Origin of the sequence: Labilithrix luteola (assembly GCF_001263205.1) — a bacterium.
Lineage (GTDB): Bacteria > Myxococcota_A > Polyangia > Polyangiales > Polyangiaceae > Labilithrix > Labilithrix luteola.
On the sequence record NZ_CP012333.1, the window covers coordinates 11,460,155 to 11,477,736 of the forward strand.

General features: G+C 66.1%; 15 protein-coding genes. 6 read left to right on the top strand and 9 right to left on the bottom strand.

Translation table 11 applies throughout. The features are described from left to right. Positions 1–40: 40 nt before the first annotated feature. The 5 genes from AKJ09_RS49350 to AKJ09_RS49365 all read right to left on the bottom strand — a co-directional run bounded on the left by AKJ09_RS49350 (position 41) and on the right by AKJ09_RS49365 (position 6,245). Entirely contained in the window at positions 41–1,486 is a 1,446-nt protein-coding gene (locus AKJ09_RS49350; RefSeq protein ID WP_146654825.1) for a sigma 54-interacting transcriptional regulator, read from the bottom strand. A 301-nt stretch (positions 1,487–1,787) separates the two neighbouring features. After that, the gene (locus AKJ09_RS49355) at positions 1,788–2,189 is read right to left on the bottom strand and encodes an NUDIX hydrolase (protein ID WP_146654826.1); all 402 of its coding nucleotides are present in this window, start codon (positions 2,187–2,189) and stop codon (positions 1,788–1,790) included. A 5-nt stretch (positions 2,190–2,194) separates the two neighbouring features. Then, positions 2,195–2,368 (bottom strand): hypothetical protein, encoded by a 174-nt coding sequence (locus AKJ09_RS53925; protein WP_169928605.1) that lies wholly within the window; start codon positions 2,366–2,368, stop codon positions 2,195–2,197. Between the two features lie 47 nt (positions 2,369–2,415). Further along, positions 2,416–2,685, bottom strand: a complete 270-nt coding sequence (locus tag AKJ09_RS49360; protein WP_146654827.1) for a hypothetical protein — start codon at positions 2,683–2,685, stop codon at positions 2,416–2,418. Beyond that, positions 2,682–6,245, bottom strand: coding sequence for a sigma 54-interacting transcriptional regulator (locus AKJ09_RS49365; RefSeq protein WP_146654828.1), 3,564 nt, complete (start codon positions 6,243–6,245; stop codon positions 2,682–2,684). Before AKJ09_RS49365 ends, AKJ09_RS49360 begins: the two co-directional genes overlap by 4 nt. A gap of 581 nt (positions 6,246–6,826) precedes the next feature. On the opposite strand from AKJ09_RS49365, the gene wecB reads away from it, so the two are divergent. The 3 genes from wecB to AKJ09_RS49380 all read left to right on the top strand — a co-directional run bounded on the left by wecB (position 6,827) and on the right by AKJ09_RS49380 (position 10,015). Continuing rightward, positions 6,827–8,089: a non-hydrolyzing UDP-N-acetylglucosamine 2-epimerase gene (gene wecB, locus AKJ09_RS49370; RefSeq protein WP_338035046.1), complete on the top strand. Its 1,263-nt coding sequence runs from the start codon at positions 6,827–6,829 to the stop codon at positions 8,087–8,089. A gap of 127 nt (positions 8,090–8,216) precedes the next feature. Then, complete coding sequence (locus AKJ09_RS49375) at positions 8,217–9,203, top strand: hypothetical protein (RefSeq protein ID WP_146654829.1); 987 nt, start codon at positions 8,217–8,219, stop codon at positions 9,201–9,203. 53 nt (positions 9,204–9,256) lie between these two features. Continuing rightward, the gene (locus AKJ09_RS49380) at positions 9,257–10,015 is read left to right on the top strand and encodes a WecB/TagA/CpsF family glycosyltransferase (RefSeq protein ID WP_169928607.1); all 759 of its coding nucleotides are present in this window, start codon (positions 9,257–9,259) and stop codon (positions 10,013–10,015) included. On the opposite strand, the gene AKJ09_RS53930 is transcribed toward AKJ09_RS49380, so the two are convergent. Genes AKJ09_RS53930 through mxcH form a run of 4 tightly spaced genes read right to left on the bottom strand, consistent with a single transcriptional unit; the run spans position 9,981 to position 15,096 of the window. Beyond that, entirely contained in the window at positions 9,981–10,145 is a 165-nt protein-coding gene (locus AKJ09_RS53930) for a hypothetical protein (protein ID WP_169928608.1), read from the bottom strand. The two genes, AKJ09_RS49380 and AKJ09_RS53930, sit on opposite strands and share 35 nt — an antisense overlap. Beyond that, positions 10,142–11,302: a PepSY-associated TM helix domain-containing protein gene (locus AKJ09_RS49385; protein WP_146654831.1), complete on the bottom strand. Its 1,161-nt coding sequence runs from the start codon at positions 11,300–11,302 to the stop codon at positions 10,142–10,144. The genes AKJ09_RS53930 and AKJ09_RS49385 overlap by 4 nt, the downstream gene beginning before the upstream one ends. Positions 11,303–11,311: 9 nt before the next feature. Next, positions 11,312–12,586, bottom strand: coding sequence for a hypothetical protein (locus tag AKJ09_RS49390; protein ID WP_146654832.1), 1,275 nt, complete (start codon positions 12,584–12,586; stop codon positions 11,312–11,314). 14 nt (positions 12,587–12,600) lie between these two features. Further along, a complete protein-coding gene (gene mxcH, locus AKJ09_RS49395; RefSeq protein ID WP_169928609.1) occupies positions 12,601–15,096 on the bottom strand; it encodes a TonB-dependent siderophore myxochelin receptor MxcH in 2,496 nt (831 codons plus the stop codon). A gap of 271 nt (positions 15,097–15,367) precedes the next feature. On the opposite strand from mxcH, the gene AKJ09_RS49400 reads away from it, so the two are divergent. The 3 genes from AKJ09_RS49400 to AKJ09_RS49410 all read left to right on the top strand — a co-directional run bounded on the left by AKJ09_RS49400 (position 15,368) and on the right by AKJ09_RS49410 (position 17,460). Continuing rightward, positions 15,368–15,640 carry a hypothetical protein gene (locus AKJ09_RS49400; protein WP_146654834.1) on the top strand — a complete coding sequence of 91 codons (273 nt, stop codon included), beginning with the start codon at positions 15,368–15,370 and terminating at the stop codon, positions 15,638–15,640. Positions 15,641–15,887: 247 nt separating this feature from the next. Then, the gene (locus AKJ09_RS49405) at positions 15,888–16,412 is read left to right on the top strand and encodes a hypothetical protein (RefSeq protein WP_146654835.1); all 525 of its coding nucleotides are present in this window, start codon (positions 15,888–15,890) and stop codon (positions 16,410–16,412) included. A gap of 154 nt (positions 16,413–16,566) precedes the next feature. Continuing rightward, entirely contained in the window at positions 16,567–17,460 is an 894-nt protein-coding gene (locus tag AKJ09_RS49410; RefSeq protein WP_146654836.1) for a hypothetical protein, read from the top strand. The last annotated feature ends 122 nt before the right edge of the window (positions 17,461–17,582 follow it).

Below are 17,582 nucleotides of genomic sequence, written 5' to 3' on the forward strand. Positions count from 1 at the left end.
CACGGCGCGTCTTCTCGTGGGGCTCCTCGCTGGAGGGAGGTCAGCCACGCATGGTGCGCGCGCGGTTGCGGAGAAGTCGCAAGTATCTGTCGGTGACCCCGGAAGCCTTGACGCGCGCCTGCTCGTTCGGATGGTTTCCGTCGAGGTAGGCGATGTAGCGGCGCTCGAATTCGGCCACCACACGATCGCGCGTCGCCGAGAACATCCCCTTTTCGGCGATGATGGCGTCCAAGTAATCTTCCTTCGTCGCGGCCACGGGCTCCACGCGCGACATGAAGAGCTCGCCGCCTTCGCCCGACGCGAGGTCTCCGAAGGCGGCCAGACGCGCCATCGTGTTCGACAGCTCACGCACGTTGCCCGGCCAATCGTACGAGATCAGGCGAGCGAGCACCTCCTCGGGGAACGGCTGCGGCTTCGCCTTGCTGTGCACGTCCCAGAGGTACCGCGCGAGAAGCTCGACATCGTCGCGACGATCGCGCAGCGGCGGCAGAGAGAGGCGACCGACTGCGAGGCGGAAGAAGAGATCGTCGCGGAAGCGACCAGCCGCCACTTCGACGTCCAGATCTCGACGCGTCGCGACGATCACGCGAACGTCGACGTTCAGCCAGCGAGTGCCTCCGATGCGGCGCACTTCGGACTTCTGAATGGCGCGCAGCAGGCGGGATTGCAGGCCGAGATCGAGCTCCCCGATCTCGTCGATGAGCAACGTGCCGCCATCGGCCTCCTCGAAGATACCGCGACGCGTGCTATCGGCGCCCGTGAAGGCACCAAGCTCGTGGCCAAAGAGCGCGCTTTCGAGCAGCGAAGGCGGAACCGCGGTGCAGTCGAAGACGACGAACGGCTTGTTCGCGCGATGGCCGGCGCGGTGAATCGCCTCCGCCAGCGCCTCTTTGCCGGTGCCCGTCTCGCCCTCGATGACGACCGGAACATCGGACGCCGCGAGCTTTGCACAGAGCGGGTACAGACGACGAATCGGGAGGCTTCCGCCGCAGAAGCTTCCGAACGACGTCTGGGCCGGGGCGGACGTCTCGATCGGCGCAATCACCTGCGAGACGCCGATGGTCGTTCCACCGACGCGGATGACCTCGCCGCCCGCGAGCATCGCCTCGACGACGCGGAGTCCGTTCACCATCGTGCCGTTGGTCGAAGAGATGTCGTTGATGCGCAGCTGTCCGCTCCGCATCTCGAATCGCACGTGACGCCGCGACACTTCGCGATCCGTCAGGCGGAGCGCGCAGGTTTCACTCGTTCCGGCGAACACCGGGCAAGAGCCCTCGTCGACGACGACCACCTCGCCGACGTTCGGCCCCTCCTTCACCGTGAGACGAAACGCCAGCGCAGGGGCCTTCGTACTTCCACTGATGAACGTCGGCTCCTCGAGCCAACGGTCGCTTCCCTCGTTCGGGAGTCCCTCGCCGTCAGGGCGCAGTCCGGCTCCGCCGACCACGCGCCCATCCCCCATCGCTTCGCTTCCAAGAAGTTCCATCTCGATGGTCGCACCCTTGAGCAGGAACTGCGCCAGCGCGAAGATCGGCCGCCGATGATTTTACGGCGGTCGTCGTGATCCCCCGAATTGCCGGTGGATCACGTTGTTCCGCCCTCGAACGGGCGCTCGGCACGCCCTCGAACGACGGACGCTCAAGGCTATTTTCATGTGGTGTCGAGTCCACAACCTGTATCCCACATGGAGACACTCGCGACCTCGAGCGCTCCAGCGCGACCGCAGAAGCGCCCGCGCGAGGAGCCCGAAAGCGACCTGTCGGTAGACCTCACTTTGCTCGCTGGCGTCAGTCGACGAGATCGTTCGCTGCGAGCCAGTCGACGATGATGCGCGTAACGAGCGACATGCGAGACGCATCGGCGAGGCCGAGCCAGGCAACCTCTTCGATCTCGGCGGCGGGCGTGATCGTTCCCCGGAAGTCGGCGCGGTAGCACGTCATCTTGACGAGAGTTCCTTGCGGCTTGCCGTCGGCCTGAGCCTGGAAATCGTGGACGTGGCGAAGGCTGCCCGCGACGAGATCGACGGAGAGCTCCTCGCGAATCTCGCGAAGGAGCGCGGCCTCGTCGCTTTCGCCGGCTTCGCGCTTGCCACCGGGGAGGTAGAACAGCTCTTTGCCGCGCGAGCGAGCCCCGAGCACCTTCCGGTTCTCGATGCAGAGCCAGGCGAGCTTGTCGATCGCGATCGCCATGCTCGCTAGCTCTCCGCCCTGTTCACTTGCGCGCGCAGACGAGCCACTTCGACCACGAGCGAGGCAATGACCTCGCAGAGGACGATGGTGGTCGGGTCCGGTGGCTTCGGCTTGGTCTTCTTGAGGATCTTCTCGACTTTGGCGAGAAGCCCATCGAGGTCGAACTCGGCAATGGCCATGCCTCGTTCTATATCGCGCGAGGGCACGGCCTCGAAAGACCGGAACGTCAGCGCGCGGGATCCATGGCCGGTCGCTCCTGCCACGGCTGCGGGCTCGGCCCGCACGACGTACACATGAACTCGCCAGGTGTCACGCCCGGGGCGGCAGCCTCATTTTCCCAGCTCGTCGCAGTTGCAGCCGGCTTGACCTTGAGCGGCGCTTCGGCCTCGGCAACCTGGTCGGGCGTCTCGGAATCCGATGCTTCTTCGGACACGGTACCCGCGGCGCATCCGGTCAGCGCAACGAGAGCGAGCAAACACCAAATTCGGAACTTCATTCGCTGTCCTCCGTCGAGGCCTTCAAACCGTATTGCTTGGCGAGTTGCGAGAGACGCGGGCGTTTCATCCCGAGAAGAGCGGCGGCGCGGGTGATGTGGCCGTGCGTTTCGTCGAGTGCCCGCACGATGCACTCGCGCTCGATTTCACGTTTGAGCACGGAGAGCGAAACCGCACCGCTACGAACTTGTGAATATGCACTGTCCACCGTGCTCGGCTCCGAGGCGGCCTCGGACTCCGCAGGTAGCGCCCCCGAGTCGTCCGCCGCGGTCGACAGAATACTCGGTGGGGGCGCCATTCCGTCGATCCCCTGCGCGAGCGCGCGCAGCTGCGGAACGTAATCGACGAGATCGGTGACGGTGATGGCCGGGCCCTCGGAGAACAGCGCCGACGAGCGAATGACATTCTCGAGCTCGCGCACGTTGCCCGGCCACCGGTAACGCATGAGGAGCGTGAGCGCCTCGGGCGTGAACGTTCTCGGAGCCCCCGCGCGGTCGGCGCTCGCGCGCTCGAGCAAGTGTTGGGCGATGCTCGGCAGGTCACGAATGCGACCGCGCAGAGCAGGAACCTCCAGGGTGACCACCTGGATTCGATAGTAGAGATCCTCTCGGAACTCGCCGCGCTGGACCATCGCCCGGAGGTCACGGTGCGTCGCGCACACCACACGGACGTCGACACGCACCGGCGTGGTCCCGCCGACGCGCTCGAAGACCTTCTCTTGCAAGACGCGCAGGAGCGCGACCTGGGTTCGAGGCGAGATGTCACCGATTTCGTCGAGGAAGAGGGTGCCTCCGTTCGAGAGCTCGAAACGCCCTTGTTTACGCGCCGAGGCGCCGGTGAACGCACCCTTCTCGTGGCCGAAGAGCTCCGAGAGAAGGAGCGTGTCGACGAGCGCCGAGCAGTTGACGCTCACGAAGGGACCGCTGGCCCGCGAGCTCTGACGGTGAATCGCCTCGGCAACGAGCTCCTTGCCCGTGCCGCTCTCTCCCTGGATGAGCACCGTCGAGTTCGAGCGCGCCACCCGCCGCACGGCCACATGGAGGCGCCGCATCGCGGGGTCGTCCCCCACGAGCGCGCGCGCCGACGCGTCGACGGGCGAACGCGAAGTGGCGGCTCCCGACGGCCCGAGCTCCGCTTCGGCCCCGTCGTCCAACACGGCAGCCAGGCGCGCCAGCGCCAGGTTCTCCGGCTTCGCGAGAAAGGCCGTGCGAATGTCGGGCGGCAGACTGTCGGCGACGCGATCGCGAGCGCGCAGGGCACAACGCGCGTGGACCTCCGATTCGGCGAAGTCCCCGGCCTCTCGTGCAACCTGGGCGAGCAACGCGTGGATTTCGACGAGGATGTCTTCCTCGTCGGCCACACGCGCCGCAGCGAGCGCGTCACGCGCCGATGCGAGTGCATCGGTGCCGGCAGCGCGATCGGCGAGAGCACGCAGGATGGCGACCTCCGCGCGCTGCCGATCGCTGGCGATGACCGCAGCAGCGTGGTCGACGAGCACGAGGGCGCGTGTGACGTCGCCTTCGGCGAGAGCCACGCGCGCACCGACCAGGCACGCGTCGGGAACGAGATCACCTCGATCGCCGGACGCTTCGGCATTCGTGCGAGCAGCATCGGACTCGCGTCGGGCGCTCTCCAGGTCGCCGCGAGCGAGCGCGATGCGCGCCGCCACCGTCCCGAGCTTGGCGAGCGCGTGGGGCGACACGTAGCCGGTCACCAGACGACGCCCGAACGCGAGCGTGTGAGCCGCGTGGTCACCGAGACCGAGCCTCAGACGGAGCTCGGCGAAGTTCGCGACCGTGACGGCCATTGCGATGCGCCCGCAGAGGGCCGACGAGACGCGAACCTCCTCGTCCCAGAGCGCGAGCGCCCTACCGTAGTCGTGCCGGCGGTATGCCACGACGGCCAGGTTGCGCAGGGCGAACGAGCGCGCGCGAGGAACGCGCCAGGCTACGGCATCCTCGCGCACGCGTTCGAAGAGCGTCGCCGCGTCGTCGAGTCGGTCCATCGAGAGCGTCGCGATCGCTCGATTGAGCCGGGCGCGAAGCTCCGCATGCGGCTCACCGGCCTCGGAGGCGATCAGGCCATCTTCGACGAACATCCGCTCGGCCTCGACCCAGCGCCCCGCGGACAAGTGGAGCTTGCCGAGCACGTTCCGCCCCTCGAGTCGCGCGCCCGGCGTCCGCGCCAGCGCCACGGCTTCGCGCGCATGGGCCTCGGCCCGTTCGAGCTCGCCGGCGACGTAGCTTACCTCTCCGAACGCGGCGGCGACGCGCGATGCGAAGTCGTCCGCCTCCGCGCCGCGAAGTGTCTTGGCGGCGTTCGCAGCTCGCTCGAGCGACACGCGAGCGGCGACCAAATCGCCTTGTTGCAAGAGTGCCCGGCCGACGAGCAGAAGCGCCTCCGGATGCCCCGGCGACGACGTAAGCAACTCCTCGCACCAGCGCTGGGTGTCATGAGCGTCGCCCGTGTCGAGCGCTCGCTCCGCGGCGCGCAGCCGAAGGCGACAGCTCGCTTCGGTAGGCATCTTCGCTACCGCCTCGTGCCACCGCCCGCGAATGTCGGCCGAGGCGTGAACGTCGTCCACGAGCTCGAGCGCCCTGGCAACGAGCGCATCGGCCGCGTCGGCCTTTCCCTCCACCGTGAGAAGCAGCTCTGCGGCGCGCGCGAAGGCCCACGGACACGGCTCATTGAGCCCTCCGAGGAGCATGGCCGCCGTCTCGCGGAGTGCGGGCGTGGCCGCGTGTTCGAGCGCCGCTCCGTCGACCGAGACGGCGAGGCCGACGAGCTCGCCGATCTTCGCGAGGTGACCGGCACGGACGAGCCATTCGACGCTCGCCACGGCTCCAATCGTGGCGAACGCATCGATCGGCATCGAGCGAGCGACGAGCGCCGCGATGGTCAAGGTCGTCCGATGAGGTTCTGCCCCGAAGGTGTCCGCTGCGGGCATCCCAGGCCATCGACCGTCGAGCAACGACGCCTCGAGCGCATCGAGTCCCGAGGCTTCGATGCGGAGATTCGTTTCGTAGGCGGCCGCGGAGAGCCATCGACTGCGCTGTTCACGGTCGAGCCCCGGCCCAACGTCGAAGCGCGTGGCCTCACGCCATGCCCGAGCTTCGCTCGTGACGAGCACGACGAGATTCGTTCCGACGAGGGCGAGCTCCCGCAAGACCTCGAAGTCCCAAGACCCCTCGGCCGGCTGAGGACCAAGCAGAACCGCGCGCTGACGGCGGGTCGCTTCCGCGATTGAGCCAGCAAGGACCATCGGTCGGCACGTGGCGACGCGAATGCCCAGTGCCTCGGCGAGCTCGCGGCACATCGGCGTGCCCGCACGCGCAGCCGTGACGAGAGGAAGCCATCCTGCGGCTCTCGCGCGGCGAGCGGCGTGGGCCAGCAACGCTCCGTGCACGCTCGACGGGGCGACCGCAACGACGATCCCTGGACTGCCATCGCCAAGTCGGTCGTCGAACGCGAGAAAGCCGTTCTCGTCAGCCGTCGAGAGAAGCCCAGACGGCATTGGACTCGAAACGGGCGAGAACATCGGTGAAGTGGCCGAAGGGGCCATGGCGGTGCGGATCAAAGGCGCAAACCTCCATTCCGGCCGGCATCCTAGAAGGGCAGCGGGCCGGCAGCGAGAAGCGTCGCATCGCCGTTCGGAAAAGCGACGCGCGCCGTCCACACCTGGAGCAAGAGCCGCGCCATCGCCTTTTCCCGCAAGCGCGGGCGTCATGGTCCTCGACGTGCAGGAATGCACGGCGGTGAGGCCTGATTTCGTGCGCCACGCGAACGAGATTCGGGCTCGCGACACGCTAGGCGCCAGGCGTGGAGCCATCTCTCCGACCTTGGCCACCTCGCGGCCGGCTTCGTCCCTTCCTAGTCGGGGAAGCCCACTGTTCCGATCGAGATAGTTGTCCGAAGCGACCAGTTCGCCCACGTGGAAACGGAGTGCGGAGGCGGCGAACGGCGAGCCGTCGCGAAGAGCACGAAAAGCGCGTCGAGAATCGCGACGACGCGGCACGCGGTGTACGGAGCTGACGCTCCAACGTCCCAGGTCTGCCGCAAGCGATCCGTCGAACGCTCTCGCGCGCACTGCCTCATTGGCCGACCGACCCCGCTGCTTAACCGTCATCGGCTGAGGGGGGCGCCGTGTCGAAATCGAAGCTCAAGATCCTGGTCGTCTTCGGCACGCGCCCGGAGGCCATCAAGATGGCTCCGCTAGTGACGGCGCTCCGACGGCGTCCGGACGTCATCGATGCCGAGGTCTGCGTGACTGCGCAACACCGCTCGATGCTCGACCAGGTACTCGAGACGTTCCAGCTCGCTCCCGAATACGACCTCGACGTGATGCGCGAGGCGCAGCCCCTCGCCGACATGACGTCGCGCATCCTGCTCGGTCTGCGCGACGTCATCCGCGCGTCCGCTCCGGACTGGGTTCTCGTGCAGGGCGACACCACCACCGCCTTCGCCGCGGCGCTCGCCGCCTTCTACGAAAAGAAGCTCGTCGGTCACGTCGAAGCAGGCCTCCGCACACGCCGCAAGCACTCGCCGTGGCCGGAGGAGACGAATCGTCAGCTCGTCGGAACGCTCGCGGACATGCACTTCGCGCCGACGGCGCGAGCGAAGCACAACCTCATGTTGGAGCACGTCGACCCGAGGGCGATCGTGGTCTCCGGAAACACCGTCGTGGATGCTCTGCTCTCCGTCGCCGAGCGGTGCCGCACGGTCGATCGCCACACGCTCGCCGCCCGCTTCCCGTTCATCGATCCTTCGAAGAAGCTGATTCTCGTCACCGGCCACCGCCGCGAGAGCTTCGGCGACGCGTTTCGCGAGATGTGCCACGCCCTGGTGGACGTCGTCGCGCAGCGCCCCGACGTGCAGCTCGTCTACCCGGTGCACCTCAATCCCAACGTGCAGGAGCCGGTGCACGCGATCCTCGGTACCGCTCCGCCCGACGTCCGCGCGCGCATCCACCTCATCGCGCCAGTCGAATACGCGCCGTTCGTCTATCTGATGGACCAGGCAACCTTCATCGTCACGGACTCCGGCGGAGTTCAAGAAGAGGCGCCGTCGCTCGGGAAACCGGTGCTGGTGACACGCAACGATACGGAGCGGCCCGAGGCGCTCGATGCCGGCACGGCGCGCATCGTGGGAACGTCACGCGTCCGCATCGTCCGCGAAGTCCTTCGCTTGCTCGACGATCCTCGCGTGTTCGAACGAATGAGCCGCGCCCACAATCCGTACGGCGACGGCCACGCGTCCGAGCGCATCGTCGAAGCACTGCTCGCTCGCGCGGCCGAATCGGCCGACGTCGTCAAACCGACGGAAGGCGTCAAACCGGGGGGAACGCATGAATCCAGGTCTACCGAACGAACTCGAGTCGGCGTCAGCGAGCTCGAGCTCCAGGACTGACCCCGCCGCGCAGACCGTTCGCTTCTACGAGGAGCTCGCTCCCCACTGTCGCGAGGGTCTGCGGCGCGCACACGACCCCGAGACCGCCCTCTTCGATCGGCAACTGCGCCATGGACGCTGGGCAAGCGTGACCGGCACCGAGAACCTGACGAGCACCGCGATCGGTCTCATCGGCATTCATCGCGCCGGCATCGAGGCTCGGGACCTCGGCATCGACGTTGCCAAAACGCGCAAAGCACTCCTCGGCCTCACGCGCAGCAGGCGCTACTGGGGCGGCTTCGGGCTCGTCCTCTGGGCAAACGCCGTGTGGGATTGGATGCCCGTCGGCTCGCTCCAGGAGCGGTGTGAGATGGCGCTTTGCGAGCTACCGGACCGCCTATCGGCGATGACCACCATGCAAGTCGCGTGGCTGGCGAGCGGCCTGCTCCACGAATGGAAGAAACGCGGCAACGCCCGCACGCAGGATTGGTCTCACCTCACGCTTCGCGAGCTCGCGAGTCGCTTGATGCCCGAGAGCCGGCTGATGCGCCACGCGAGCGACCGCGCTCCGCTCACCGCACGGCTCCGCCAGAACGTCGCGAACTTCGCTGACCAGGTCTATGCAATTCAGACCCTTGCGTTTGCCGAAATCGCGTTCGGCGGGGGCACGTGGCTCAAGCGCGCGGTCCAGCTGGCGGACCGCAACGTCGCCTTGCAAGGTCCTCTCGGCCAGTGGTGGTGGCACTTCGACGCGCGACGCGGCCGGGTCCTGCAGCGCTATCCCGTTTACGCGGTCCACCAACACGCCATGGCGCCGATGGCGCTCCTTGCCGTCACCAGTGCCGGCGGCCCCTCGTACGAAAACTGGATTCGACGAAGTCAGGATTGGATTCATGACAACGAATCGAGCACCAGTCTCGTCGATCGCGGCGCGCACACCGTCTGGCGTGACGTCGAGCCACGGGAAAATGCCCTCGCCCGACGGCGGCGCCACGCCCGCTCGCTCCTAGGCATCGAGGACGTGAGCTCCCCTCGCCTCGCCGTGAATCGCGAGACGCGTCCGTACGAATGGGCCTGGTGTCTGTACGCCGGAGCCACCGCCTCCGGACCGGCTCGAAAGGGGCACCTGAGGTGACGCTCCAATACCAGGCAGCGCCGACTACCGCACGGACACGCCGCGTCGTTCGAATGATGAATTGCCGTTTCGACGCACTCACCGAGGCAGAGACCACGACGTGCATCTTCGATTGGGCCGCTGGAACACGGAGGAGTCACGTCATCGTCACCGTGAACGTTGCCATTCTCATGATGATGGCGCGCGACACGCAGCTCGCCGCAGCGTGTGCCCGCGCCGACCTCGTCGTGGCCGACGGCATTCCGCTGGTGTGGCTCAGTCGAATCTTGGGAACACCCCTGCCCGAGCGCGTCACCGGCGTGGATCTCATGGCTCGTCTGCTGGACGAAGGCAATTGCCGAGGGCTGCGCATCTTCCTGCTCGGTGCCACCGAAGAATGTCTGATGCGCCTCGTGCGGCGCGTTCGTGAGCGCTACCCCGGCGTCACGATCACTGGCCATCGCCACGGCTACTTCGGTCCGAGCGAGCATGCCGACATCGTTCGCCAGATTCGCGAGAGCAAGTCGGACGTGCTGCTCGTCGGGATGCCTGCGCCTTTCAAAGAGGTGTGGTGCGACCGCTGGCGCGACGAGCTCTCTACACCGACGATTCTCGGCGTCGGCGGCGCATTCGACGTTCTCGCGGGGGTCGTACCCCGCGCGCCCAAGTGGATGCAGACGCCAGGCCTGGAGTGGACGTGGCGGCTGATGCTGGAGCCGCGCAAACTCTGGAAACGCTACCTCGTGACGAATACGCAGTTCGTCTGCCTCGCCGCTCTGCTCGTCGTGCGCCGAGTCTTCACGAAGACATCCCGCGTACCAGGTGCCAGGTAGCTACCGCTGCAGGCACCCCCAGACCAATCCACGACACGACGTCCGCGGCGCCGTCGGCCAAGAGCCCGGTCACGAGTCCCACCAGGCTGAGAACCGTGAGGACGATGGGCATGCCCCACACGCGACTCATGCAGCCTCCTTCGCACCGCCGGCCGCAGAGGCGAGCGATTGGCGCCACGCGTCGGCGGAGACGTTTCGCTTGCGAAGCCAGAGGTAGACTCCGCTTCCGAGTACCACGATCGATGCGAGGTCGAAGATCACCCAGACGATCTTGAGAGGCATACCGCCGTAATCACCGAAGTGCAGCGGCTGGGAGACGAGCAAGGCGCTCACGTACGCGGGCAACTCGCGGGTATCGAGCACCGTGCCGTTCTCCGCATCCAGGAGAACCGGCTTCAGGAGCTTCGAGGTCCAGGGCGTATTGCCTCGAAGAAAGGCCACGAAGTGGTGCGGCCCCGCGAAGCTGTTGCCGGGAAATGCCATGAAGCCGAGCTCCGTATTCGGTACTTTCTCGAGCGCCGAATCGAGCGCACGCTGCGCCGCTTCGGAGCCCGCCGGAACAGGGGGCGCATGGCGATACGGCTCGATCATCTCCGCGAGGTGCGTGGCCTGCCACTGACCGAAGATCGGCGTGGAGAGCGTGTTCACGACGCCGGTGAGCGAGACAACCGTGAACCACCCGAGCGTGACGATGCCGAGCAGGTTGTGAATGTCGAGCCAGAGAATGCGTGCGGCTCGGCGACGTCGAATCGCACCGAAGGCCAGCTTCTGCATGTAGGGCCCGTAGAGCACGACGCCCGAGACGATCGACGCGACGAGCACCAATCCCATCGCGCCGAGGAAGAGCATGCCCGGGAGCCCCGCGAACATGTCGATGTGGAGGCGGATGAACACGTTCATCACCCCCTGGTCGAGGGGATATTCGGTGAGGAGTTTCCCCGTTCGACCGTCGTAGGCCAGAACCGCCGATGCTTCGCGCGCATCGACGGTCTGCCCCAAGCGGACGTACCAGAGATTCTCCTCGTCGTCGTCCAGCGAGACGAACTGCACGAAGTGGCCCGGATGGCGCTTACGCGCGTCCGCCACCATCTCGTCGACGCTCGCACGATTCTTCGATTCGGCCTCGGGCAATACCGGCGGAGAGACGGTGTTGCCGAGGGCGCGATCGATCTCGTGCGTGAAGATCAATGGCAACCCCGTGATGCACAGGAGGAGCGCGAAGATCGTGCAAACGAGACTGGTCCACTTGTGGATCCAGTGCCACGTCTTGATGGACGACGCTTTCACCGGAGCGCCTCAGTTCGTCGTCTGGACTTTGAAGATGCCGTAGAAGTAGCCGTCCGTCTTGAACTTGATCGTCGCTTTGTCGGTCTCCGGGTCGATCTCGTAGACGTCCGTGGTCTTGCCCTTGTCCTGGCTCTCACCCGTGTAGAACTTGCCCTCGAGGGCCACCGGCGTGAAACCGAGGCTGCCGAAGGGCGCGCCCTCGACTTCCTTGGCCGTCGGCGGGTTGCCGAGCTCGAGGCGCCAATACTTGTGGGCCACTTCGTCCCAGAACTTGAAGTCGTTCGGCTGCATGCCGGCCGGGAGCTTGTCCTGGTAGAACATCTTCACGAAGCCGACGCCGCTGCCCTGCTCCGCGGTATCGAGCTCGCTGATCGCCTCGCGACCGCCCGTGAGCGACGGAATGGTGAAGAAGTAGTCCTTGTCGAACGAGACCTGGCCGGGCGGCATGCGCAGGAGGCAGTTGGGCTTCGCGGTGGTGCCGGCCGCGTTGGCGTACATTTGAATCGAGTAGTTGCGGCCGTCACCCAAGACGTAGCCGTAGCCGTCCTTGCCGAAGACCACGCGGCCGCCGCTCGCGCAGCGGTCGTCCTCGGCCGTGCCGACGATGGTCTTGGCCTTGGGGTCGAGAACGGTCATCGAGACACCGGGGAAGATCTTCCCGGCGGTCCAGTCGGCCCAACGGCCCGGGATGTAGACGAGCCCGTTGTGCGAAATCGTGGTCCACACCTCGAGATCGTAGCCGTCGCGCGTGAGCGAATTGAGGCTCACTTCGCCGGTGATCGTCATCGTCGTCGGGTTCCAGATGACGGCGATCTTGGGGCCGGTAAGGAGTGAAACGGCCGTTTCACCGTCGACAATCGTGTTCCCGAAATCGATGTACGAAACACCGTAGTTGAGGAAGCTGAGACGGCCCGTCTCGGTGAGCTTGCCGCTCACGTCGACCGAGTAGCGAACCCACGTAGGCTGTTCGGCAAGACCGACGTAGATCGAATCGCCGTACGCCATGACGAGGCCGTTGCCACCGAGCTCGAGGGCGTTCTTGTTGTTGAACGGTCCCGATTCGAGCGACGGAACGGCCTGCACGTAGGTGGTGCGATTGCCGTCGGCGTCGATGACGACCGAGCCGAGCACGTACGTCGAGGGCTTGTTCGGATCGACACCGTTCGTGATGGTGCTCGAAGAGTCGCTGCTGCTGCTGCATCCGGCAGCGCCCGCGAGGATCGACATCGAGAGAACGGCCGCGACTTTCGTGTGCCGGAGAACGTTGGTGAGAACGGTATTCATGGTTCTTTCCTTGCTCAGAACTCGAGCGTGGTCTTGACGTAGAAAGCTCGCCCCGGACGCTGGACGCCGAAGAAGTCGAACACCTGCCGATCGGTGATGTTCTGCGCCTCGGCCGTGAAGGTGAGGACGAGATCTCCGGGACGCGTGAGGTACGTGAGGGCCGCGGAGTGCGTGAGCTGCGCGGGAATGACTTGCTTGTAGGCCTTTGCGCCGACGCTCTCCCAGCCGCGATAGAACTCGTGCACCCAGCGGGTGTTCCAGACGAACGAGAGCTCGTCGCGCGCGGAGGCCAGACCGCGGAGGAGGACGCGCGCCGAACCGTTGGCGAAGAAATACGGGCGATTCGGGATGCGATCGCCTTCGAATGCGCCGAACGTGCCCTCGTTCTCCGTATTCCGGAAATCGACGTACGTGACGTTGCCGTCGAGGGCGAGATATTCGCCAGGCGACGTCCAGCCGCCCTGCGTCTCGACGCCGAGCGCGCGCGCGCTGTAGACGTTCTGGTATTGGAAATTGCGATCGTTGCCGAGGAGCACGATGAGCTTGTCGGCCGCGCGGAGGAATCCATTCGTGTCGGCGCGGAAGTCACCGATTCCGGTATCCCGCACGTCGACCGTGGCGCCGACGTTCACGTTGTGGCTCGTCTCGGGCTCGAGCCCGAGGTTCTCCGCCACGAGAACGCCGTCACCGAAGGTCTCGGTCGTCGTCGGGAGACGAGTGGCATATTCGTACGAGGCTTTGCCGTAGAGCCACTGCACGAAGCGATAGCGCACGGCATCGCCGAAGCCGACCTGGTGCGTATCGCGCGGACGCTCGTTGAAGACATTGCTGCCCGTCAGCGGCTGCTCGGCGCGCGCGACTTGGTAGTAGTCCTTGACGAAGACGATATTCTCCAATCGTCGCTCGAAGAATTCGCTGGTTTCCTCGAGTCCCGAGACGACCGTGAGGAGCCGGCGACTGGCCGTCAGCGGGTCGCGTGCCGTCGGATCGAGCGGCGTTCGCTCCTCACCTGTTCGGTACGTGTACGTCGGCGCGACCGCGAGCCTGACCGTATGCTCGGGGTGGATTCGCCAGCCCGCATTCGCGCGCGCATAAACGCTCTTGTCCCAGACGACCTGGTCGTGGGGCTTGTTTTCGAGCTCTCCGGCGCGCTGACGCTGACCGATACAGTTGCCGTACCAGTTGTAAATGCACTTGGAGAGATCCCGAAAATTCGTTTGGGCGAACGAATACCCCGCAACGACGTCGACAGGAAACGAACGCGCAAAGACGTTCTCGTAGCGAAGGGATCCGCCGGCCGTCATCCGATCGTACGAGACCTCGCCATAAGGCACGGTCATGACCGGGTTGTGCTGCAGCTCCTTCGAGTAGTCGGCCACGAACGCGCGCACGAGGAGGCGCTTGGCCCACGGGCGCCGCACGAATCCGGCTTCGGCATTCGCTCCCCATGCCGAGTAAGCATCGTGGAAGCGATTCACGGTGACCGTCGAGAGGCGCCCCTGCTTGTCGGGCGCGTCGACCTCGATCGGATAGTCGTTGTCGGCGTGGTCGAAGAATCCGCTGACGCGCGCGAAGAGGCCCGTCTCGTCGTCGAGCGTCTGGACGCCAAGTGTCGTGCGATGCGTGCCGAACGAGCCGATCTGGTAGGAGGCCGCGCCGTGCGTTCCCTTCACTTCGGTATCGCTCGCGAGGTTTACCGCGCCGCCGAGGGCATCCGCGCCGAAGCGAATCGGAACAACGCCGCGGTAGACCTCGACGCGTTTGACGAGATTCACCGGGACGTTCGAAATTCCCCACGGGTAGCCCGAGAGTTCGAGCGGAACGCCGTCGAGGAAGAAGCGCACCTGCTCGTCGGTGAGCCCGTTGAGCGACAAGCGCATCGACGAGCCGAGACCCCCGCCTCGCTGCACGCTCACGCCTTCGGAGCGCGCGAGCACCTCGCCCATGTCGGCCGCCTCGCGCTTCGCGAGCTTCGTATCCACGACATGGACGGCCTGTGCCGAGCTCTGGAGGCGCTCGCCTTCCGTCATGCCGCGCACCGTCACTTCCATCGGCGCGTCCTTCGCCGGCGGCGCAGGCGGAGCGGGTGCAGCGGGCGCCGCCTCGGAAGCGGACGGCGCGGGCGCGGGCGGCGTCTCGACCGGCGCAGGCTCCGGAAGACGGAAATCGTAGCGGTGCAAGATGCGAACGGCGATCGGCTGACCATCTCGACGTGCCGGAGCGAAGCGAAGCCGGAGCGCAGCCGCCTTGGCCGCCTCGTCGAAGCCGAATCCGACGGGCACGTGGACCTCGGCGCGCGTCACCCGACCTTCGACGTCCACGTCGATGCGGAGAACGACGGTCGCTTCGATGCCTTCCGCGCGCGCCTCGGCGGGATACTCGGCTTCGGAAGCCTCGAGGAGCTCTGGCGGCGTGACGGCGGGTGCTTCGCTCGCACGTCCCGGCCACGGCTGCGCGTGGGCCGAGCGCGCGTGGTGGGCGAGGAGCGCGAAGACAACCCCGGCGAACACCGATCGACACGGCCGCAAGAGCCGCAAACCGCGCTTCGAAACGCGGTCGGTCGAGCGTAGGGAACGTTGGGAGAGAAGCTGCATGATCTCGGGAACCACTCCCCACCCGCCGTTTCAGCCGTGCTGCGCGTGTTGATAATGACTTTCATTTGCGAAGTCAACAAGGACCAGGACGCGCTCGCGACGCCGGTACGGAAGCGCCCAAAACCCCTGTCCGAATGCGATCGACACTCGCGTTGTGCTCCTCACGGGCGTGACCGAACATCGCGCCATGAACGAGCAAAACTCGGCGTGGCCGTTCTTTCCGTGGTCCACCCTCGCAGCGGACCTGGTGACGGACATGGCGACCTTGCTTGCTCTCCCGACGAACACGGCAGCCGAGATCGATGGCGTAGGTGCGCTCGCGGCGAGCGCCGACGCACCAGGTCCATCCGAGCTCGTTGCCTCGGCAAAGCGCGCGATGGAATCCCTCGCGAAGAGCGACCCCGAAGCTGCGGCTCGGATCGCGCGCGAGTACGCGCTGATCGATTCGAACGGCCGATAGCCCTCCGGCGGAGGTCGACGGCCGGGCACGGCTGTTTCGAACCTCGGCGTTCGAGCCTCAACCTCGTGCGAGGCGCGTGTGAGTGGCGGCCACGCGCGTGTCCCCAGCCGCGGAGGACTCCGGGGCGCCGTGTTTGGCTACCTGTCTTCCCCTCTTCGAGCGGGCCCACTTCGAGCGGGAGAGAGGCACTCGCGGGCGTCGGTCCTCTGAGCGCGCGGTCAGGCACGGCGCGTGCTCTTTCGATCGCATGACCGCCGCAGTCACTCGCACCGAAAGGACGCGCTCCGAGCACGAGGTCTTCCGCGCGGGCTTCATCGCCGGCCTCATCAAGCTCGGCTTCGACACGACGCTCGCGCCCCTCATCCTTCTCGACCCGTGGGGGGTCATGCGAAGGCAGGCGGCGATCGTCCTCGGCCGACACGTCGTACCGTTGAACGCTCCCTTCGGACTAGGCACGGGCATCGTGGCCTTGGCGGTCCACTTCGCCCTGTCGTTCTTCTACGCCTACCTGCTGATCCTCGCGTTGAGGCGGACGTCACGCCTCGCCGGGATCGCCATCGCGCTGATCTTCGGAGTGGCGATCTACCTCTTCAACTTCTACGTGCTCACGGGGATCTTCCCCTGGTTCGTCGACGTGCGCGGAGTCCCCCAACTCGTCTCGACCGTGGTCTTCACGGTGACGGTCTCGTTCGTTTACTACGCGATGCATCCGCCGCCGCGACTCGAGGAGATCGGGCCGTCGTCGCAGCACTCGAGTCGAATGGTGCTTTGACTCCCACCGCGCTACTCCGTTGCGCGGATTGAGTCGTCAAACGGAGTTCGCGAAAGAGTCGTGCAAAGGACCGGAACTCGCATTTCCCGAACTTTGCACGGAGAAACGATTCGAAGTTCACCGCCGCGAGGCGTCGAGCTGATACCGTATCATCGTGCGGTCGGCTTCACGCATCACGACGGTCATGGCCCTGGCGGCCATTGCAGGGGGCTGCACCCTCGTCACCTCGCTGGACGGCCTGAGTGACGAACCACAGGCCGACACGAAAGGCGGTGATGGCGGCGCGGAACGAGCTGCAATCGACGGAAGCGACGCAAGCGCGACCGTTCCGAGCGCCCATCCCGACGGGGACGCGGGTGACGCGTCCGGTCCCGACACCTGGTGCACACACAACGCGGGCGACGCGTCGTTCTGCGCGGACTTCGATCTCCAAGACCAGCAGGCTCTGGCCCTCTTCACCGAGCTCGTGCAAGACGCAGGTTCGACGACACTCGACCCGGTCACCTCGACGTCGTCGCCGAACTCCCTCGCGGCGGCAGCCTCCGCATCCGACGCCTCCGTGAGCGCCGGCTCGGTGGGTTGGAAGTCCCCCGTGACGAACGCGACCACCGCCGATATCCGCTTCGACGTTCGCTTCGACCTGGATACGGCCGGAAGTGCGCAGAGCCATACGTTCGCTCGCGTCGTCGTCGACGGCACCGTCCCCTCACCGGCCACGTGGGTCGTCGAGCTGAGTCTGGGCAGCACTGGCCGGCTGTACCTCGGAACGCGCGACCTCGCGACCAACACGGTCACCAACCTGTTCTACGGCTCGAACGCGCAGCTCTCCGTCGCGAGGTGGATGAACATCCACATGCGGGTCGACATCTTTGGCTCCGGCTCCGGCGAAGTCAGCTTGGAGCTCGATGGCACGTCGATCGGCTCGGCCATGGTGACCCCGCCTGTTTTCGGGGGAACGTTCACGTGCTCGTTCGGCATCGTTCGCTGCCTTGCGCCGCACGCCGCGTTCGCAACCCACACCGACAACCTGACCATCGACGTCCACTGACTTCCGCGCCGCGCGGGGGCGGGCCGGAAATCGAAGTTCCTAGTCGATTCGCTTCGACGAGGAAAGACATCGGTATACCAACCTCTTTCTTCGGTTGGCTTTCGCATTTGGTTCTTCGGTCA